At 74.8% G+C, this 19115-nt stretch carries 19 protein-coding genes and 1 tRNA gene; 9 read left to right on the top strand and 11 right to left on the bottom strand.

What is annotated here, in order from left to right; genetic code table 11:
• Positions 1-2: 2 nt before the first annotated feature.
• Genes BKA22_RS10440 through BKA22_RS10425 form a run of 4 tightly spaced genes read left to right on the top strand, consistent with a single transcriptional unit; the run spans position 3 to position 4595 of the window.
• Positions 3-1688 carry a hypothetical protein gene (locus BKA22_RS10440; RefSeq protein ID WP_146953606.1) on the top strand — a complete coding sequence of 562 codons (1686 nt, stop codon included), beginning with the start codon at positions 3-5 and terminating at the stop codon, positions 1686-1688.
• A complete protein-coding gene (locus BKA22_RS10435; RefSeq protein ID WP_146953608.1) occupies positions 1685-2932 on the top strand; it encodes an SIS domain-containing protein in 1248 nt (415 codons plus the stop codon). Before BKA22_RS10440 ends, BKA22_RS10435 begins: the two co-directional genes overlap by 4 nt.
• Positions 2929-3708 carry a glucosamine-6-phosphate deaminase gene (locus tag BKA22_RS10430; protein WP_146953610.1) on the top strand — a complete coding sequence of 260 codons (780 nt, stop codon included), beginning with the start codon at positions 2929-2931 and terminating at the stop codon, positions 3706-3708. Before BKA22_RS10435 ends, BKA22_RS10430 begins: the two co-directional genes overlap by 4 nt.
• Positions 3705-4595, top strand: coding sequence for an SIS domain-containing protein (locus tag BKA22_RS10425; RefSeq protein ID WP_146953611.1), 891 nt, complete (start codon positions 3705-3707; stop codon positions 4593-4595). Before BKA22_RS10430 ends, BKA22_RS10425 begins: the two co-directional genes overlap by 4 nt.
• Before the next feature lie 30 nt (positions 4596-4625).
• On the opposite strand, the gene BKA22_RS10420 is transcribed toward BKA22_RS10425, so the two are convergent.
• Positions 4626-5141 (bottom strand): GNAT family N-acetyltransferase, encoded by a 516-nt coding sequence (locus BKA22_RS10420; protein ID WP_146953613.1) that lies wholly within the window; start codon positions 5139-5141, stop codon positions 4626-4628.
• Between the two features lie 130 nt (positions 5142-5271).
• Between BKA22_RS10420 and BKA22_RS10415 the strand changes: the two genes are divergently transcribed.
• Positions 5272-5478 carry a DUF2510 domain-containing protein gene (locus BKA22_RS10415; RefSeq protein ID WP_146953615.1) on the top strand — a complete coding sequence of 69 codons (207 nt, stop codon included), beginning with the start codon at positions 5272-5274 and terminating at the stop codon, positions 5476-5478.
• 314 nt (positions 5479-5792) lie between these two features.
• On the opposite strand, the gene BKA22_RS10410 is transcribed toward BKA22_RS10415, so the two are convergent.
• The 4 genes from BKA22_RS10410 to BKA22_RS10395 all read right to left on the bottom strand — a co-directional run bounded on the left by BKA22_RS10410 (position 5793) and on the right by BKA22_RS10395 (position 9555).
• Positions 5793-5868: transfer RNA gene (locus BKA22_RS10410), tRNA-Thr, on the bottom strand.
• A 93-nt stretch (positions 5869-5961) separates the two neighbouring features.
• Positions 5962-6753, bottom strand: a complete 792-nt coding sequence (locus tag BKA22_RS10405) for a DUF2510 domain-containing protein (protein ID WP_146953617.1) — start codon at positions 6751-6753, stop codon at positions 5962-5964.
• Positions 6754-6863: 110 nt separating this feature from the next.
• Positions 6864-8396 (bottom strand): alpha/beta hydrolase, encoded by a 1533-nt coding sequence (locus BKA22_RS10400; RefSeq protein ID WP_146953619.1) that lies wholly within the window; start codon positions 8394-8396, stop codon positions 6864-6866.
• A gap of 22 nt (positions 8397-8418) precedes the next feature.
• Entirely contained in the window at positions 8419-9555 is a 1137-nt protein-coding gene (locus BKA22_RS10395; RefSeq protein ID WP_146953620.1) for a DNA polymerase III subunit delta', read from the bottom strand.
• Between the two features lie 289 nt (positions 9556-9844).
• Between BKA22_RS10395 and BKA22_RS10390 the strand changes: the two genes are divergently transcribed.
• From BKA22_RS10390 to BKA22_RS10375, 4 genes are read left to right on the top strand one after another with little or no spacing between them, the layout of a single operon-like run.
• Positions 9845-10300 carry a hypothetical protein gene (locus BKA22_RS10390; protein WP_146953622.1) on the top strand — a complete coding sequence of 152 codons (456 nt, stop codon included), beginning with the start codon at positions 9845-9847 and terminating at the stop codon, positions 10298-10300.
• Positions 10297-10620 (top strand): hypothetical protein, encoded by a 324-nt coding sequence (locus tag BKA22_RS10385; protein ID WP_146953624.1) that lies wholly within the window; start codon positions 10297-10299, stop codon positions 10618-10620. Before BKA22_RS10390 ends, BKA22_RS10385 begins: the two co-directional genes overlap by 4 nt.
• Position 10621: 1 nt before the next feature.
• Positions 10622-11308, top strand: a complete 687-nt coding sequence (locus BKA22_RS10380) for a response regulator transcription factor (protein ID WP_223203641.1) — start codon at positions 10622-10624, stop codon at positions 11306-11308.
• The gene (locus BKA22_RS10375; RefSeq protein WP_146953628.1) at positions 11305-12540 is read left to right on the top strand and encodes a HAMP domain-containing sensor histidine kinase; all 1236 of its coding nucleotides are present in this window, start codon (positions 11305-11307) and stop codon (positions 12538-12540) included. The genes BKA22_RS10380 and BKA22_RS10375 overlap by 4 nt, the downstream gene beginning before the upstream one ends.
• 74 nt (positions 12541-12614) lie before the next feature.
• Here BKA22_RS10375 and tmk read toward each other — a convergent pair whose 3' ends face one another.
• The 6 genes from tmk to BKA22_RS10345 form a co-directional block, all read right to left on the bottom strand.
• Positions 12615-13331: a dTMP kinase gene (gene tmk / locus BKA22_RS10370; RefSeq protein WP_371863661.1), complete on the bottom strand. Its 717-nt coding sequence runs from the start codon at positions 13329-13331 to the stop codon at positions 12615-12617.
• The gene (locus BKA22_RS10365; RefSeq protein WP_146953631.1) at positions 13328-14332 is read right to left on the bottom strand and encodes a Gfo/Idh/MocA family protein; all 1005 of its coding nucleotides are present in this window, start codon (positions 14330-14332) and stop codon (positions 13328-13330) included. The genes tmk and BKA22_RS10365 overlap by 4 nt, the downstream gene beginning before the upstream one ends.
• A 10-nt stretch (positions 14333-14342) precedes the next feature.
• Entirely contained in the window at positions 14343-14861 is a 519-nt protein-coding gene (locus BKA22_RS10360) for a hypothetical protein (protein WP_146953633.1), read from the bottom strand.
• Between the two features lie 91 nt (positions 14862-14952).
• Positions 14953-17688, bottom strand: a complete 2736-nt coding sequence (topA, locus tag BKA22_RS10355) for a type I DNA topoisomerase (RefSeq protein WP_146953634.1) — start codon at positions 17686-17688, stop codon at positions 14953-14955.
• A 103-nt stretch (positions 17689-17791) separates the two neighbouring features.
• Positions 17792-18742, bottom strand: a complete 951-nt coding sequence (locus BKA22_RS10350) for a phosphatase PAP2 family protein (protein ID WP_223203642.1) — start codon at positions 18740-18742, stop codon at positions 17792-17794.
• A gap of 14 nt (positions 18743-18756) precedes the next feature.
• Positions 18757-19092 (bottom strand): hypothetical protein, encoded by a 336-nt coding sequence (locus tag BKA22_RS10345; protein ID WP_146953638.1) that lies wholly within the window; start codon positions 19090-19092, stop codon positions 18757-18759.
• Between the last annotated feature and the right edge of the window lie 23 nt (positions 19093-19115).

Genomic DNA, 19115 nt, shown 5'->3' with positions numbered 1-19115 from the left:
GCGTGCGCGGGACCGCCTACCTCGACCTGCTCACCGCCACCACGGCACGCGAGGCCGACGCGCTCGTCACGACCCTCGCCGCCGGCGTCCCGGCCGACCTGCCGCACCGCGAGACCATGCGCGCGGTCAAGGTGCTCGTCCTGGCCGACGTGACGACCGGACCGGACCCCGACCGGGCGAGCGTGATCGGCGCGCTGCTCGACCACCTCGAGGCGCAGCAGGGCCCGACCGGCCTGTTCGACGGGGACAACCTCGTCTCGCCGCCGGACAGCTCCTTCACGCTCAACGACGTGTGCCTCACGCTCGAGGTCCTCGCGCGGGCCGGGGAGTCGGCCGGTCCGGCCGGGGTCGCCGACCGGCTGCGCGCGCTCGCGGCGCGCTCGGTCGACGCGCTCGTCACCGGCGGCGTGCACACCCCCAACCACCGCTGGGAGCTGTGCAGCGCGCTCGCCGGGCTGCACCACGTGCTCGGCGACCCCCGGCTCGTCCCCCGCATCGACGAGTGGCTGTCGGAGGGCATCGACATCGACGCGGACGGCTTCTACTCCGAGCGCAGCCCCAACTACGCCGCCTACGTGACCAACCCCGCGCTGCTGACGATCGCCCGCCTGCTCGACCGGCCCGCGCTGCGCGACGTCGTGCGGGCGCAGCTGCGCACGCTGCCGTCCCTGGTGGACGACGACGGCGAGGTCGTCACCGTGCAGTCGCGCCGGCAGGACCAGCGCGAGACGTTCGGCGTGCACGCGTTCCTCAGCCAGCTGCGCTGGTTCGCCGTGCACGACGGCGACGCCTCGCTGGCCCGACTCGTCGCCCTCGGGCTCGCCGCCGGACCGCCCGACGCCTCGCGGCACCTGGCCGAGGCACTCGTCGACCCGGTGCTGGTCGGCGACCTGCCCGAAGCAGCACCGGCGCCCGAGGGCACCACGGCCTGGCCGACCGTCGGTCTCGTCCGTCACCGGTCGGGCACGACCACCACGACCGTGTTCGGCGGCTCGGACCACCGGGCTACCGGCCGCATCGCCTCCGGGCTGGCCAACAGCGCGACGGTGCTGCAGGTGCGCCACGGCGACGCCCGGCTGCGAGCGCTGCGGATCTCCCCCGAGTTCTTCGACACCGGCGCGTTCCGCCCCGACCGGATGGACGTCGACGGCACGCACGTCACCCTCGTCGAGGAGCGCGTCAGCGGGTACTACCAGCCGCTGCCCGCACCGCTGCGACGGGCCGACGGCGACTACCCGCTGACCGACGAGGGTCGCTTCTTCGCGCAGATGGACTTCCCGTTCCGTCCCCGCTCGGAGCTGCGGTTGACCACGCGTGCGGACGTCCGGCCGACCGACCACGGCGTCACGGTCGACCTCACGTTCGCGGGTGTGAGCACGGCCGTCGGCCTCGAGCTCGTGCTCGGCGACGGCGACCTCGACGGCGTCGAGCCGCACCCCCGGCTGACGGACGTCGGCTGGCTGCGCGGCGACGAGCTCGTGCTGCGCACCGGCGCCGACGAGCTGCGCGTGCGCGTCAGCGGGCACCTGGCCGACGTGCCGCCGCGCTTCGACGACGGCGAGCTGTTCACCTACGTGCACGGCGAGGACCGGGTGCCCGGCCGCCGGGTGCTCGTGGCCGCCCGCACCGACCGCCCGCTGCACGTCGAGGTCGTCACCGGCAGGCATGCGGCCGGGCCCGTGCGGTGAGCGCGACCGTCGCCGCCTTCACCCGGGCGCAGCCCGCTGTCGTCCGGCACCAGCTCGACGTGCTCGGGCCGCGCATGGACGACACGCTCGTCCGCCTCGGCCGCGGCCCGTGGGCCGAGGTGCTGCTCGTCGGCTCCGGGACGTCGCACCACGCGGCCGTGCTGGCCGCGGCCTCGTTCGCCGGCAGCACGCCCTGGTCGGCCCGGCGCACCGTGCGGGCCATGATCCCGACGGACGTGCTGCACCACCCGGGCGACCTCGTGCTCGGGCCCGGCACCCTGGTCGTCGGGATCTCCCAGAGCGGGCGCAGCACCGGGACCCGGGGCGTGCTCGCGCTCGCCCGCTCGCTCGGCTCGCCGACCGTCCTGGTCACGGGCGGGCCGCCGAGCGGGGACGTGCCCGCGGACGTCGTGCTCGACATCGCCTGCGGTCCCGAGCCGGTCGGTGCGAAGACCAAGGGCTTCACGGCGACGGTCGTCGCGCTGCACACCCTAGGGCTCGCGCTCGACGGGACGCCCGTCGCTGCCGCCGGGCTCGACGGGCTGCCCGACGACCTGCAGGCCGTGCTCGACGACGCCGCACCGCTGGTCGACGCCCTGGTCGACACGCAGGTCGATGCACCCGTCGACGCACCCGTCGGCACCGACGGTCCGACGAGCGTGCCCGTGGTCACCTGGGGTCCGTGGTGGCCGGTGGCCGCCGAGGGAGCGCTCAAGGTGCTCGAGGTCTCCCGCCTGCCCGTCACCGTGCACGACGTCGAGGAGTTCCTGCACGGACCGCACCTCGCACTGACCGCGGGCAGCCTGCTCGTCGTCGTCGGCGACGAGTCGCCGCTCGGCGCCCGTGCCGACGCGCTCGTCGCGTTCGTCCGCGACCTCGGCGCTCGTGTGCTCGACATCCGCGCGGGCGAAGGTTCCCCGCTCGCCGCACCGCCGACCACCGTGACCGGCACGACGTCGACCGACGCCGCGTCGTCCGACCGCAAGGCCGGGGCGCGGCACGTCGTCCGCGTCGACCTGCCCGCGACCCGCGACGTCCTCGCCGGTGCGGACCCCGCAACGACCGTGACCACCGCCTTGCCCGCCGTCGTCCCGCTGCAGCTGCTCGCCCTCGCACTCGCGCGGGCACGCGGCCTGCGGCCCGAGGACGACGTGTTCCCCGGCTTCCACCAGCGCCTGGGGAGCAAGACCCCCGACACCGCCGCACGCCCGCCGCGTGCGAGCGACCCGAAGGAGAACCGTTGAGGATCCACGTCCTGCCCGACCGTGCCGGCATCGGCACGGTCGGTGCCGCCCTGGTCGCCGCCGCCGTGCGCGACACCCCGGACCTGCTGCTCGGCGTGGCCACCGGCTCGTCCCCCGAACCGGTCTACGCGGCCCTGGCGGCACGGGTGGCCGGCGGCCTCGACCTCGGCGGCCTCTCGGCGGTCGCGCTCGACGAGTACGTCGGCCTGCCCGTCGACCACCCGGAGAGCTACCGCTCCGTCGTCCGGCGCACCGTGGTCCGACCGCTGCGCCTGGACCCGGCACGCGTCGCCGTCCCCGACGGCACCGCGGCCGACCCGTCCGCAGCCGCCGACGCCTACGACGCGGCGATCGTCGCGCGCGGCGGTGTCGACCTGCAGATCCTCGGGCTGGGCCACAACGGGCACGTCGCGTTCAACGAGCCCGGCTCGTCGTTCGCCTCGCGCACCCGGGTCGTCGCGCTCACCGCGCGCACCCGCGCCGCCAACGCCCGGTTCTTCGGCGGCGACGTCGACGCGGTGCCCACGCACGCCGTCACGCAGGGCATCGGCACGGTGCTGCAGGCCCGACGCCTGCTGCTCGTGGTCACCGGTCGCGACAAGGCGCCCGTCGTCGCGGCCGCCCTCACCGGACCGGTCGACGAGATCTGCCCCGGCTCGGCCCTGCAGACCCACCCCGACGTCACCGTCCTGCTCGACGAGGCCGCCGCGACCTACCTGGACGCGAGCCTGCTCGACGACCCGGACCGCACGTGCGCCACCGCGGGCGCCCGATGACCGCGCCCACGGCGCGCACCGGCGCGCACGTCCTCGCCGAGATCGCCTCGCAGCCCGACTGCTGGGAGAGTGCCGCCGCCCTGGCGCCCGATCAGCGCGGCCTGCCGGAACCCGGCGAGCGCGTCGCCGTCGTCGGCTGCGGCACCAGCTGGTTCATGGCCATGGCCTACGCGGCCCTGCGTGAGGCCGCCGGCCACGGCGAGACCGACGCGTTCACCGCCTCGGAGATGCCGCGCACCCGCCGCTACGACCGCCTCGTCGCGATCACCCGCTCGGGCACGACGACCGAGATCTGCGACCTGCTGACCGCGCTGCCCACCCCGTCTGTCGTGCTCACCACCGGCACCGAGCTGCCCGCGGCCCGGCTCGCCGACGCGGCCGTCGACCTCGGGTTCGCCGACGAACGCTCCGTCGTGCAGACCCGCTTCGCCACGACCTCGCTCGCCCTGCTGCGCGCTCACCTCGGCGAGGACCTGACGGCGGCCGTCGCCGACGCCCGCACCGCGCTGCGCCGCACCGTCACCGGGCTGCGCGACCTCCAGCAGGTCACGTTCCTCGGCCAGGGCTGGACCGTCGGCCTCGCCCAGGAGGCCGCCCTCAAGGCCCGCGAGTCCGCCCAGCTGTGGGTCGAGGCCTACCCCGCGACCGACTACCGCCACGGACCCCTCGCGATCGCCGAGCCAGGCCGCGCGGTGTGGTCGCTCGGGCCCCTGCCCGACGGCCTCGGACCGCAGGTCACCGCGACCGGCGCGCGCGTGCTGGGCAGCGACCTCGACCCGCTCGCCGAGCTCGTCGTCGCCCAGCGCTTCGCCGTCGACCGCGCCCTGGCCGCCGGCCTCGACCCGGACCACCCCCGCAACCTCACCCGCGCGGTGCTGCTGCCCTGAGCCCGGCCACCCACTCGGGCCGACGAGCCGTCAGACCGGGCCGCGGGCCGCGGCCGTCGCCACCAGCCAGACGAGCTCGCCCTGCGCGTCCTGCGTGACACGGTCACGGACGAACCCCAGGCTGTCGAGCACCCGCAGCGACGGCCCGTTCCATGCACGCACCGTCGACCAGATGCGCGACCGACCGGTGCGGAAGACCGCGTCGAGCAGCGCCCGCGAACCCTCCGTGGCGTACCCCATGCCCCGCGCCTCGGGCAGCAGCTCGTAAGCGAGCTCAGGCTCCGCGAGCGACCCCCGCCCCACGATGATCGCGCAGTATCCGAGCGGCTCGCGGCCCGGCTTGGCGCGCAGCACCCGCGCGCCGATGCCGTGCTCGGCGACGACCCGCTGCATCGCGACGATCCGGTCCTCCGCCTCCGCCGTCGAGACGACCCCCGCCCCGCGCGCGGTGAACAGTCGCGCCAGCCACACCGCGTCGTCCGCCGCCTCCGGCGTCATGACCAGGCGATCGGTCTCGAGTCGCGCAGGGAGCGGGTCGAACGGCATGGGCCGGAGTCAAGCACGCCCGACGCCCCCGGACGGCCACGAGCGCCCGCAGAACAACCTTTCGACCCCGCCGTGCGTCTAGGTAGACGACGGTCGCGCGCGCGACCGCTCGACGAGCCAGGGGGCCTCGATGACCAAGGCACTGCCAGGGTGGTACGCCGACGCCCGACGAGGGACCGGCGAACGCTGGTTCGACGGCGACCGCTGGACGGAGGTCCGCCGCGACAGCCCGGCGCCACCGACCGGGATCGCGCTGCGCCGCGGGCTCATCGTGCTGGCCGCCACCTTCTCGCTGGGCATCGTCGCCGCAGGGGCACTGGCCACCGTCCTGGCCTGAGCCGGGGGCGCGCCCGCACCTGCGAACGGCGACGGGGCGCAGGTTCACCCGCGCGACGCCCGTCCAGGCATGTGGAAGCACCTAGGCGAGCGCCGGATCGCCCACGCGCCGGGCGTACTTTGGTTGCACGCCCCCGGCGCCGGCCCCCTGGCTCCGGGGGCGTCTTCATGCCCGCGCGGCGCCCGCACCCCTGCGAGCCTGCGCGCGCCGCGCTGAGAGCTCCACCGGTCCCTGCTCGGGCCCCTCGGCGCCGAGACCCGAACCCCAGCGGGAACGACGAAGGCCCAGACCCCGGCGGGGCTGGGCCTTCGTGGTGGAGCCGCCTTGGAGAATCGAACTCCAGACCTTCTCATTACGAGTGAGACGCTCTGCCGACTGAGCTAAGGCGGCGCTGGACACTTCCCTGGGGAAGCGGCGAGCGCGGCCACTCTACCCGGACGGGCGCCCGGACTCCAAAGCGGGCGCAGGCGTCGGGGCGAGGGGTCAGGACAGCAGGTCGGTGAACCGCAGCAGCACGTTGAGCACCAGGCCGACCGAGCCGATGATGCCCAGGACGAGCCCGGCGACCGCGCGACCCTCGCCCGGCTCGCCCGTGGCCGCGATGCGGCTGCGCAGCTTGATGGACTGGACGAGGCAGACGACGCCGACGAGGCCGATGAAGAGCCCGATGACGCCGAGCCACGGCAGCAGCTTGACGTCCTTGGCCAACGGCAGCTGCGCGGCACCGTACGGCGAGGCACCGTAGCCGGGGTACGCCGGCGGGTACGCGGCCTGCGCCGAGTAGCCACCGGCGCCCGGGTAGCCCGTACCGGGGGCGTAGCCACCCGCTGCGGGGAAGCCGGGGGTCGCGCCCCCGTAGGCGTTCGGCTGACCGTATCCGCCCGTGGCCGGCGCGGGCGCCGCGTTGCCGTACGTCTGCTGCCCGAAGGTGGGCTGACCGTAGGTCGACCCGCCTGGGCCGTAGGCGGGTTGGCCGGACGTCTGCCCGTAGGCGGGCTGGGTGCTGTACGCCGGGGTGGCCGCGTAAGCCGCGGCCGCGGGGTCGATGGGCGCGCCACCGTAGGTCGCAGCCGCGGGCACCACGGCCGCAGCGGGCGCGATCGGCACCACGGGCGCGAACGGCGCGCTCGGCACCGAGGTCGCGGGTGTCGCCGGCGGCTGCGGTGCGCGCGTGTGCGTCGTCCACGCGGTGCCGTCCCACCAGCGGTAGCCCTCGGCGTCCTGTGGGTCGGTGTACCACCCGGCCGGTGTGCGGCCCTCACCCGTGCTGCTCATGCGTCCCCCTGCCCCTCGCACCGGCCGTAGGCGCGGTCCCACGGCTCCCCGAGGTCATCGGCCGGACCGGAGCCCTGCTTGAGGCACGCGGGCCACCGGCTGAGGTGCTCTCAGCAGCGCGTGCCCTCGTCCGGCACCTCGCCGGTGAGCAGGTAGGTGTCGACCGCACCCGCGATGCAGTCGTTCGACGAGCCGTAGGCGGTGTGCCCCTCGCCCTCGAACGTCAGCAGCGTGCCCGAGGAGAGCGTGTCGGCCAGCGACTGCGCCCACGCGTAGGGCGTCGCGGGGTCGTTGGTCGTGCCGATCACGAGGATCGGCGCGGCACCCTCGGCGGCGTACGACTCGAGCGGCTCCGAGACGGGCGTGGGCCACTGGGCGCACACGATGCCGCCGTAGGCGAAGAACGAGCCGACCGTCGGGGCGACCTCGTCGATCTGCGCGGCCTCCGCCCGCATGTCGGCGATGTCGGCGGACGCGCGCTCGTCGGCGCACCCGACGGCCCAGAACGCCTCCGAGGAGTTCGAGGAGTAAGTGCCGTCCACGTCGCGGTCGGAGTACACGTCCGCGAGGTAGAGCAGGAGCGAGCCGTCGTCGTCCTGCAGCGCGGTCGTCAGCGCCTGGGTCAGGTAGGGCCAGTTGTCCTGGGAGTAGAGCGGCAGCGCGATGCCGTAGAACGCGAGCGAGGAGGTCAGGGCCCGGTCGGACGTGGTCGGCAGCGGGCTGACGGCGGCCCGGTCGAGCAGCGCACGGATCTGCGCGAGCCCGTCCTCGACGTCACCGGTCAGCGGGCAGTCGGCGCCGGCCTGGCAGTCGGTGACGTAGGCGCGCAGCGCGCTCTCGAACCCACCGGCCTGACCCACGGCCAGCTCGGTCGAGCTGAGCGTCGGGTCGAGGGCGCCGTCGAGCACCAGGCGGCCGACCTGCTCGGGGAACAGCGCCGCGTACGTCGCGCCGATCTCGGTGCCGTAGGAGTAGCCGAGGTAGGTCAGCGCGGAGTCGCCGAGGGCGGAGCGCATCATGTCGAGGTCGCGCGCGACGCTGACCGTGTCGACGTGCTCCAGCAGCGCCCCGGTGCGCTCGAGGCACGCGGCGCCGAACGCGCCGTACCGGTCCTCGGCCTCCTGCAGGCCGGCGTCGCTCGTGTCGAGGTCCGCCGCGAGGATCGCGTCCAGCTCGGGTGCGTCGACGCAGGCCACCGGGGTGGAGCCCGCGATGCCACGCGGGTCGAACGCCACCAGGTCGTACTGCTGCTGCACGGACTCGCTGACCATCGCGACGGCCGACTCGAGGAAGTCGATGCCCGAGGCACCGGGACCGCCCGGGTTCAGCAGCAGCGAGCCGATGGCCTCGCCGCCGAGCGCGGGCTGCCGCGAGAGCGCGAGCGTGATCGTGTCGCCCGTCGGGTCGGCCCAGTCGAGCGGGGCGATCGCGGTGGCGCACTGCAGCTCGCCGCACGCGACCCACTCGAGCTCCTGGGTGTAGAAGCGCTGCAGGTCCGCGGGGACGTCCGTGGTCGCGGGCGCGGTCGGTGCCGCCGCCTGGTGCTTGGCGGGCGAGCAGCCGGCCAGCACGAGGGCGCCGACGACGACGGCCGCGACCACCCGTCCGACACGCACGACCAAGGACCGGGACGCAGCAGGCATGGCACACACCCTAAGGGGGCGGTCAGCCCTGCGGACGCAGCGCGATCGCCATCGCCTCGACGGCGAGCAGCGGCGCGACGTTGCCGGCGAGCCGGGTGCGGGCCTGACCCACCGCGTCCATGCGCCGCAGGGTCTGCTCGGCAGTGGTCGACGCCGCGAGCTGACGCACGCTCGCGTCCTCGTCCACGTTGACCAGCTCGACCCCGGCACCCAGCTGCACGACCAGCACGTCCCGGTACAGGGAGAGCAGGTCGACCATGGCCCGGTCGAGCACGTCGCGCTGCGCGCGGGTCGCCCGGCGCTTCTGGTCCTCCTCGAGCTGACGCACCTGGGCGCGCAGCGCAGGAGGCAGGGTCGCCGCGCCCTCGGCACCCATCGTGCGCAGCAGCGCAGCCTTCTCCTCGGCGTCGCGCTGCTCGGTCGAGGCCTTCGCCTCGGCCTGCGCGGTCTCGACGAGCTCACCGGCGGCCAGCACGGCGTCACCCACCCCGCGGATCCGCGGGGCGACGGCCAGGACGGCCGACCGCCGTGCGCGAGCCTCGGGGTCGCGGGCGAGCCGCCGGGCGATGCCGACATGGCTCTGCGCGGCGCGCGCGGCCACGTGCGCGGTCGCCGGGTCGACGCCGTCGCGGGCGACGAGCAGCGCCGCGACCGCGTCGACGGGCGGCACGCGCAGGGACACGTGCCGGCTGCGGGAACGCAGCGTGACCAGCACGTCCTGCGGGCTCGGCGCGCACAGCACCCACACGGTGCGGGGCGCAGGCTCCTCGATGGCCTTCAGCAGCACGTTCCCGCTGGTCTCGTTGAGCCGGTCGGCGTCCTCGACGACGATGACCCGCGCACGCCCGTGCGACGGGGATCGCTGCGCGAGCTCGACGAGCGGACGGGCGGTGTCGGCCCGGATGAAGACGCCCTCGGTCGCCACCACGGTCACGTCCGGGTGGGTGCCCGCCAGCGTGGTCACGCAGTCGTGGCAGAACCCGCAGCCCTGGTCCGTGCACTGCAGGGCGGCGGCGAACGCGCGGGCCGCGTTGGAGCGGCCTGACCCGGGCGGTCCGGTGACCAGCCAGGCGTGCGTCATGCGGGCGGGGTCCTCGACGGCCCCGCGCAGCAGCGCGACCGCCGGCTCCTGACCGACGACCTCGTCCCAGACGGTCATCGAGCGGCCCCCGGGGCACCGTGCGCGCGCACGGTCGGCGCGACGGCAGCGCACGCGGCCGCACGGGCGACAACGAAGGCAGCGACGACACGGGAGGGCACGACGACACCGTAGCCGCCCGGTGGGACACCGGACGCCGCGGCCCGGCCGTGGGCGGACGGGCACCCGCGGGGGTGCGCGACCGTCGTGACCTTTGCAGAACCCGAACACTCGCCTGACGCCTGCCGCACACCGCCCCGGCACCGTTCCTCCCGTGGCCGCACCCGGCGGCCGAACGAAGGAGCCCACGATGCGCACCTCCTCCCGGCCCGCTGCCAGGGCAGCCGCCGTCACGACCGCCGTCGTCCTGCTGACCGCGCTGGCCGCACCCTCCTGGGCCGCGACCGGCACGGGCGTCGCCGCGGACGAGCCGAGCGGGAACCCGACCGTGACGGTCGATGGCGACACCACGACCATCACCGTCGACACCGCGCGCGTGCAGGAGATGTGCACCCGCGTCCCGCAGGCCGTGCAGCGGCTCGACGACCTCGTCGCCCGCATCCAGGGCGACGCGAGCACGAAGGGCTCGACCGCCTGGCTGCACGCGCAGGCCGACACCGCCCGCGGCCAGGGACGCGACGCCGTGGCGAACCGGATGGACAACCGTGCCGAGCTGCGCGCCGGTCGGGTCACGAACCTGCAGGCCACGGCCGACCGGCTGCGACAGCTCGACTCGTCGGTGTGCTCGCAGCTGGACGCCTCGTGACGGCGTCGTCCACGCGGTCGGGCGCACGCCGGTCCGCGGCGCTCGTGCTGACCACGGCCCTCGCGCTCGGCCTGACGGGCTGCGGCCTGCGGGACGCCCGCACGACGACGGACCCGGCCGAGGGCGCGCCGGCCACCACGTCCGGCGCGAGCGCGCAGGAGGCGGCCGCCGGTACGGCGCCGACCTCACCCGCCGCCGACCCGTCCGCGGGCGCCTCGATCGACGAAGATGCCCTCGACGCGCTGGACGCCGCGCTCGCCGGGGCGACCGCTGCGGCCGAGCAGGTGGAGCAGGAGATGGCGCAGGACGAGGAGGGCTGACGTGGCCGCAGGTGCCGGGCTGGTCGTCGTGGCCGAGGACGACCCCGCTGTCGCCGACCTCGTGCGGATGTACCTGAGCCGTGACGGGTTCGGCGTGCAGACCTACGGCGACGGCAGCACCGCCCTGCAGGCCGTGCGCACGCACCGCCCGGTCGCCGTCGTGCTCGACATCGGCCTGCCCGGCATGGACGGCATCGAGGTGTGCCGACGGCTGCGGGCCGAGGGCGACCGCACCCCGATCCTGTTCGTCACCGCCCGCGACGACGAGGTCGACCGCGTGCTGGGCCTCGAGCTCGGCGCGGACGACTACGTGACCAAGCCGTTCAGCCCGCGCGAGCTGGTCGCCCGGGTCCGGGCGGTGCTGCGCCGCTCTCAGCCCGCGCCCACGCAGGACCGCCGCGAGGTGGGCGAGGTCGTGGTCGACGTCGTGCGTCGCCGGGTGCTGGCCGCCGGGGTCGAGGTGCACCTGACGGCGACCGAGTTCGACCTGCTCGCCCACCTGGTCGGCGCGCCCGGGCGCGTGTGGCAGCGCGAGGAGCTGCTGTCGGCTGTGTGGGGCTACTCCGCGCAGGCCGGCACCCGCACGGTCGACGTGCACGTCGCCCAGCTGCGCGCCAAGCTCGGCCCCGCCAGCCCGATCCGCACGGTGCGGGGTGTCGGCTACGCCGCCGACGAGGTGCCCGCGTGAACCCCGTGCCGGCGGCCGGCGGACCTCCCCCGCCCGGGCACGTGGGTCGGCTCTCGCTCACCGCCCGGATCACGCTCGCCTGCGTCGGGGTGGCCCTGGTCGCCGCGGTCCTGTCGGGACTCGCGGTCGGCCGGTACGTCGCGGCCGTCGACCGCGCCGAGCAGCCGACCGCCACGGAGAGCCTCGGCACGGACGAGGCGACGACGGACGACGCCGGCGGCACCACGGGCGGTACGGCAGGCGGCACCCTGCGCGAGGAGCTACGGGCGGCCCGCGACGACGCCACCCTGCGCCCCGCGGTCCGCGTCGCCCGCTCCGTGCTGCTGTCCGTGGTCGTCGGGGTCCTCGTCGGCACCGCCGCGGGCGCCGCGACGGCTCGCCTGCTCACCCGCCCGATGCGGCGCACCGCCGAGGCCGCCCGGGCGATGGGGGCGGGTCGCCGCGACCTGCGCGTCCCGGTCGAGGGTCCCCCCGAGATCGCCGACGTCGCCACCAGCCTCAACGAGCTCGCGGACGCGCTGGCCCGCAGCGAGGACCGTCAGCGGCGGTTCCTGCTGTCGGTCTCGCACGAGCTGCGCACCCCCCTGACGGCCGTGCGCGGGTACGCCGAGTCGATCGCCGACGGTGTCGTCACCGGCGACGACGCCCGGGACGCGGGTGCCGTCGTGCTCGCCGAGTCGGCCCGGCTCGAGCACCTGGTCCGTGACCTGCTCGACCTTGCTCGGCTCGGCGCCGACGACTTCCGCCTGGACGTCGTCCCCGTCGACCTGACCCGTCTGCTGGACGAGGCCGCGCAGGTCTGGCGGCAGCGTGCGGGCGCGCGCGGGATGCGGTTGCTGGTCGAGCGGCCCGATGGCCCGCTCGTCGTGCGCACCGACGGCGCCCGCGTGCGCCAGGTGCTCGACGGGCTCGCCGAGAACGCGGTGCGGGTCTCCCCCGCCGACGCCCCGCTCGTCCTGTCGTTGCGCACGGGCGGCACGGGCGACCCGGACGGCACCCGGGCGGTGCTCCAGGTGCGCGACGGCGGCCCCGGCCTGTCCGGCTCCGACTACGCGGTGGCGTTCGAACCGGGCGTCCTGGGGCTGCGCTACCGCGACGACCGACCCGTCGGGGTCGGCATCGGGCTCTCGCTCGTGCACGGCCTCGTGCAGCGGCTCGGCGGGGACATCCGTGCCGGTGCCGCACCCGAGGGTGGCGCGTGCTTCACGGTGCACCTGCCCGACGCGCCCTGACCCGACCTCACCCGGGCGCGGTCGCCCCCGGACGTGTCGGGCGTGACGGGTCAGGACGGGGCCGCCCCTCCCGGTCAGGCGACCGGTGCCGGCAGACCCGTCGTGCCACCGTCGGCGTCCGCGCCGCCCGCACCTACCGCCGGCAGCGTCGCCGCGACCGCGAGCGCAGCCGTCACCCGCTCGCGGATCGCCGCCGCCAGCTCGTCGACCGGCCTCGTCGCGTCGAGCACGAGCCACCGCGCCGGATCGGCGGCAGCGCGACCGAGGAACGCCTCCCGGGTCCGCCGGTGGAACTCGTCCCCTGCGCGCTCGAGCCGGTCGGGGTCGCCGGTGAGCCGGGCACGGCCGAGCACCGGGTCGAGGTCCAGCAGCACGGTCACCGCAGGCAGCAGCCCACGCACCGCCCACAGCGACAGCTGCTCGACCTCGTCGGCCCCGAGGTCGCGCCCCGTGCCCTGGTAGGCGACGGAGGAGTCCAGGTACCGGTCGGTGACGACGACGGCTCCCCGCTCGAGCGCGGGTCGCACGAGCGAGGCCACGTGGTGCGCGCGGTCGGTCGCGTAGAGCAGCGCCTCGGTGCGCGCGTCGACGTGGTCCCCGTGCAGCACGGCGTCCCGCAGCATCTGACCGAGCGCCGTCCCGCCGGGTTCGCGGGTCAGCACGACCTCGTGACCGAGGGACCGCAGCCACTCGCCGAGCAGGCGCGACTGGGTGGACTTGCCGGCACCGTCACCGCCCTCGAGCGAGACGAACAGGCCGGGCCCGGCGTGGAGCGGGTGCGGCACGCTCACTCCCCCGGGTACACCACGCCGGCCTGCGCACGGATCTCGTCGAGCGTGCGCATGACCTCGAGCGTGCCGTCCCAGGACATCAACGGGCTCTCGTGCTCGCCCGCGGCGACCCGACGGGCCACCTCGGCGGCCTCGTACTGCAGACCCTTCTCCCCCGGCTGGTCGAACGTCCACGTGCGCCCGTCACGACGCACCACCCGGAAGGAGGTGGGCCCGTAGAAGCTGCCCGCGACCTCGATCCACCCCTCGGTGCCCGAGATCGACGCGGTCGTCGGCGTCTTGGCCCACAGGGTCGTCGACAGCGTGGCCTGCGCCCCGCCCGGGTAGCTCAGGGCGATGGAGATCTGCCCGTCGACCCCGGTCTCGGTCAGCGCACCGGCGGCCTGCACGGCCGTGGGCACCCCGAGGAAGTCGTGCGCGAACGACACCGGGTACACGCCCAGGTCGAGCAGCGCGCCGCCGGCCAGCGCGGGGTCGTACAGGCGGCTGGCCGGGTTGAACGGGAAGAACTGGCCGTGGTCGGCGGAGATGTTGACGATGTCGCCGATCTCGCCGGCGTCGATGACCTGGTGCAGCGCGGCGACGTGCGGCAGGAACCGCGTCCACATCGCCTCCATCGCGAAGACCCCGGCCTCGCGTGCGGCGTCGAGCACCTGCGCGGCCTCGCCGGCGTTGCGCGTGAAGGCCTTCTCGACGAGCACGTGCTTGCCCGCCTTGATGGCCAGCAGGGCGTGCTCGAGGTGCTCGGAGTGCGGCGTCGCGACGTACACGACGTCGACGTGCGGGTCCTCGACGAGGTCGCGGTAGCCGATGTGGGTGGTCGGGATGCCGTGCGCGGTGGCGAACCGCTCGGACCGGTCGCGGTTGCGCGAGCCGACGGCCACGAGCTGGGCGCGGGTGTGCGCGTTGACCGCCTGGGCGAAGCTCGACGCGATGTTGCCGGCGCCGAGGATGCCCCAGCGGATCGACGGTGCGGTGCGGGGGTCCTCGGTGCGTGCCATGCGACCCAACCTAGTGGGCGGCAGCCCGCCGCGCCGCAGCCCGCCGCAGCGCGGCCCGCCGGGCCGCGACCCAGGTCGCCGCGGCCATGATCGCGACCGTGCCGCCGAACACGAGGACCTCGACCGCGAGGACCACCCCGAGCGAGGTCGCGGGCACCAGGAGCAGCAGCGCGCTGACGACCGTGGCACCCGAGGCGAGGACGACGGTCACCAGCGCCGGGCGCACGGGCACGGCACCGCCGCGCAGCGCCACCAGGTTGAAGGCGGCCGGGACGACGGCGATGAGCCCGATGACGACGGCGTAGGCGGCGAGCAGCCCGAACTCGAGGTCCTGACCGGTGTGCGAGGCCAGGGCGACTCCCCCGCCGATCGCGAGCGTGGCGATGAGGATCAGCCCGAGCCCGAGCGCAGCGGCGACGAACCTCGACGGCCGCGTGGGTCGCGGCTCCGCCTCGGCACCGACGGACACCACCGGGGCGTCCTGCAGGACGACACCGGGGCCGACCTGCACGTCACCTGCTTCGGTCACCGGGAACCGCCTCTCTCGCTGCTCGGACGCGCGCCACTGTAGCGATCCGTCCGATTCGCCGGAATTCCCCGGCCGTCAGGCGGGCGAGACGCTACTTCTTGGTCGCCGCCTTGCTGCGGGTGGTGGTCGCCCGACGGGCTGGCGCCTTCTTCTTGGCGGGGCCCTGCGCGCGCTTCTCGGCGAGCAGCTCGACGGCCTGCTCGGGCGTGATCGTCTCGGGCGTGACGTCGCGCGGGAGAGTGCGGTTGGTCTCGCCGTCGGTGACGTAGGCGCCGAACCGGCCCTCCTTGACCACGATCGGCTTGCCGGAGGTCGGGTCGTCGCCCAGCTCGCGCAGCGGCGGGGCCGCCGTCGCACCGCGCCCACGCTTGGGCTGGGCGTAGATCGCCAGCGCCTCCTCGAGCGTGACCGTGAACAGCAGGTCCTCCGAGGCGAGCGTGCGCGAGTCCGTGCCCTTCTTCAGGTACGGGCCGTAGCGACCGTTCTGCGCGGTGATCTCGGTGCCCGACTCGGGGTCGGCACCGACCACGCGGGGCAGCGACAGCAGCTTGAGCGCGTCGTCGATCGTGACGGTCTGCAGGCTCATCGTCTTGAACAGCGAGGCGGTGCGCGGCTTCGGGGCCGCGGCCAGGGCCTTCTTCTTGGCGGCGGCCGACAGCGCCGGGTCGATCTCGGGTTCGGGCAGCAGCTCGGTGACGTACGGGCCGTACCGGCCGTTCTTCGCCACGATCGTCGTACCCGTCGTCGGGTCCTGGCCGAGCACCAGGTCGCCCTCGGGCTGCGTCTGCATGAGCTCGCGCGCCTTCTCGACCGTGAGCTCGTCGGGGGCGAGATCCTCCGGGACGGACGCACGACGCGGGTTGCCGTCCTCACCGAGGTCGGACGCGTCCTCCAGGTACGGACCGTACCGGCCGACGCGCAGGGTCAGGCCGTCGCCGATGTCGATCGAGTTGACGTCGCGCGCGTCGATCTCGCCCAGGTTCTCCACCAGGCCGCGCAGGCCTCCCGAACCGCGGGTGCCGGAGCGATCCCCGAAGTAGAACGCCTCGAGCCACTCCGAGCGCTGCTTGTCGCCTGCGGCGATCTCGTCGAGGTCCTCCTCCATGGAGGCGGTGAAGTCGTAGTCGACCAGGCGGTCGAAGTTCTCCTCGAGCAGCCGGGTCACGGCGAACGCCAGCCAGCTCGGCACGAGCGCCTGGCCGCGGCTGGTCACGTAGCCGCGGTCCTGGATGACCGAGATCGTCGCGGCGTACGTCGAGGGTCGGCCGATGCCGCGCTCCTCGAGCGCCTTGACCAGGCTCGCCTCGGTGAAGCGCGGCGGCGGGGACGTGCGATGGCCGTCGGCGCTCAGGTCGGAGGCGGTCAGCGGGTCGCCCTGCGCCATCTGCGGCAGACGGGCCTCGGCCTTCTCGGCGCCCTTCTCGGACTCGTCGTCGCCGTAGCGGTCGACGTCCTTGCCCTCCTCGTACGCGGCGAGGAACCCGCGGAACGTGATGACCGTGCCGGACGCCGAGAACACCGTCTCGACCGGTGCACCGCCGGCCGGGGTGGCCGTCGCGGACAGTCGCACCGAGGCCGTCTGCCCACGCGCGTCGGCCATCTGCGAGGCGACCGTGCGCTTCCAGATCAGCTCATACAGCCGGAACTGGTCGCCGGACAGCTCCCGCGCCACCTGGGCGGGCGTGCGGAAGTGGTCACCGGCGGGGCGGATGGCCTCGTGCGCCTCCTGCGCACCCTTGGCCTTGCTGGTGTAGACGCGCGGGTTGGCCGGCACGTACTCGGCGCCGTACAGCTCGGCGGCCTGACGGCGGGCCGCGTCGATCGCCTGCGTGCTCAGCACGGGCGAGTCGGTCCGCATGTAGGTGATGTAGCCGTTCTCGTACAGGCCCTGCGCGGTGCGCATCGTCTGCCGGGACGCCATCCGCAGCTTGCGGGAGGCCTCCTGCTGCAACGTCGAGGTGGTGAACGGCGCCGCGGGGCGCCGCGTGTACGGCTTGGTGTCCAGGCTCGCCACGCTGAACGGCGAGGCGGACAGGCCCGCGACCAGCGCGGTCGCGGTCGACTCGTCCAGGTGCACGACGTCCTTGCCGCGCAGCTGGCCGCGGTCGTCGAAGTCGCGGCCCGAGGCGACCCGCCTGCCGTCCAGCCCGGTGAGCCGCGCCTCGAACGTCGGCTCGCCGGCGTCGGCCACGGCGAACGTGCCGGTGACGTCCCAGTAGTCGGCGGCGCGGAACGCCATGCGCTCGCGCTCACGCTCGACGACCAGCCGGGTCGCGACGGACTGCACGCGACCGGCGGACAGGCCCTGACGGACCTTGCGCCACAGCACCGGGCTGACCTCGTACCCGTACAGGCGGTCCAGGATGCGGCGCGTCTCCTGCGCGTCGACCAGGCGGTCGTCCAGCTCGCGAGTGTTCTCCAGCGCCCGCTGGATGGCCTCACGGGTGATCTCGTGGAACACCATGCGCTTGACCGGCACCTTGGGCTTGAGCTCGGCCAGCAGGTGCCACGCGATGGCCTCGCCCTCGCGGTCCTCATCGGTGGCCAGGAAGAGCTCGTCGGACTCCTTGAGCAGCTTCTTGAGCTCGGCGACCTTCTTCTTCTTGTCCGAGTCGACCACGTAGTACGGCTCGAAGCCGTTGTCCACGTCGACCGCGAACTTGCCGAACGGACCCTTCTTCATGTCCGCGGGCAGCTCGGAGGGCTGCGGGAGGTCACGGATGTGCCCGACGCTCGCCTCCACGTCGTACCCCTCGCCGAGGTACCCGGCGATCGTGCGCGCCTTCGCGGGCGACTCCACGATCACGAGCTTGCGTCCACCAGCCATGCGTCCGGTCTCTTCCCTGCTGTCGTCTTCTGTCGTGTTCTGTCGTCTGCCCTGACCATCACTCGTCGGCCCGGCCTACGGGTGGGGACTCTACGACCTCCCGTCAAACGCGCACGGACGCCGTGCCCGCGACGTGCCGCAGCACGAGGAGCACCGCGAAGCCCAGGCACGCCGATGCCAGCACTGCCGACACGCCGCCCGCGTAGGCCATGAGCAGCTCACCCCGGGTGTCCAGGTCCATCCGTTGCTGCCAGGTCGACGACAACGCGCCCGCGGCGAACGCGCTGACCACGACGCCACAGCCCACCAGGAGCCCGGCGACCCGACGGACCCCCGCCGGCATCTGCGGCCGGCCGGACCTGCCCACACGCGGCAGCATCCCGGTCGACGTCGAGGTCGGGCGCTGGTCGAGCGCCACGAGCGCGCAGACCCCCGCCGACCAGGCCAGGACCACCAGCACCGCGGCCACCACGTCCGACGGCCGGTGCCACTGGCCCACGAGCGTCGAGACGCCGGTCGCGGTCGTGTACGCGGCACCGAGCAGCGCGGCCCACGGGCGCACCCGCGGCGGGACCACGAGCAGCAGCGCGACGGCCACCGAGGCCGCAGCGGTCGTGTGCCCGCTGGGCAGCGTGTTGCCCCAGACACCCGCGACACCCAGGTCGGGCCGCTCGAAGACGACCAGCTTGAGCACCCGGGTCGTCACGTTGGCGCCGATCATCAGCACCGCGACCTGCACGGCCAGCGACCAGCGGCGCCGGACCAGCGCGATCACGACCGCGGCGAGCAGCACCGCCGCGATGAAGCCGACCGACACGACGTCGAGGACGTGCTCCGCGACCTGCCACAGCTCGACCTGGCCGTACCGCGCGCCCTCGAGCGCTGCCTGGTCGACCCGCTGCCCCGCCCACGTGTCGACGAACACCCGCCACAGCAACCACACACCGACGGCCGAGACCGCGGTGATGACCACCGCCGTGACGGCCACCTCGGGCTTCACGCGGACGTGCGCCGGTGCGGCCTTGCGCGGGGACGCGACAGGGGTGGGGTGCACCGCACCACGGTAGGTCACACGGCGCGCAGCCCGTAGCCCATCGGCAGCGGCTGCCCGGGCCCGACGACGACCGCATGCGTGCAGGCACCCAGCCGGGCCCGGGCGTCGGAGTCGGCGTTCACGCACAGCAGGCAGCCGCCGCGCTCCTCCAGCTCGCGTGCCGCCTCGTCGATGACCTCGGCCGCGTGGCCGCTGCGCAGCCTGGCCGCCTGCAGGTCGAGCACGACGATCGAGGCGCACGCGGCGAGCGCGTCGAGCAGCGCGCGCAACCGCCCGACGTCCGCCCGTCCGAACGAACCGGCGGGACGGACGTTCGCGGTCAGCCACGTCGGGTCCTGGTGCGTGTCCATGGTGTCCTCCTGGTCGTGGTCAC

The sequence above is a fragment of the Cellulomonas soli genome, assembly GCF_013409305.1.
GTDB lineage: Bacteria > Actinomycetota > Actinomycetes > Actinomycetales > Cellulomonadaceae > Cellulomonas > Cellulomonas soli.
Note: the sequence above shows the minus strand (reverse complement) of the source record. Positions and strands in the feature narration are given on the sequence as shown.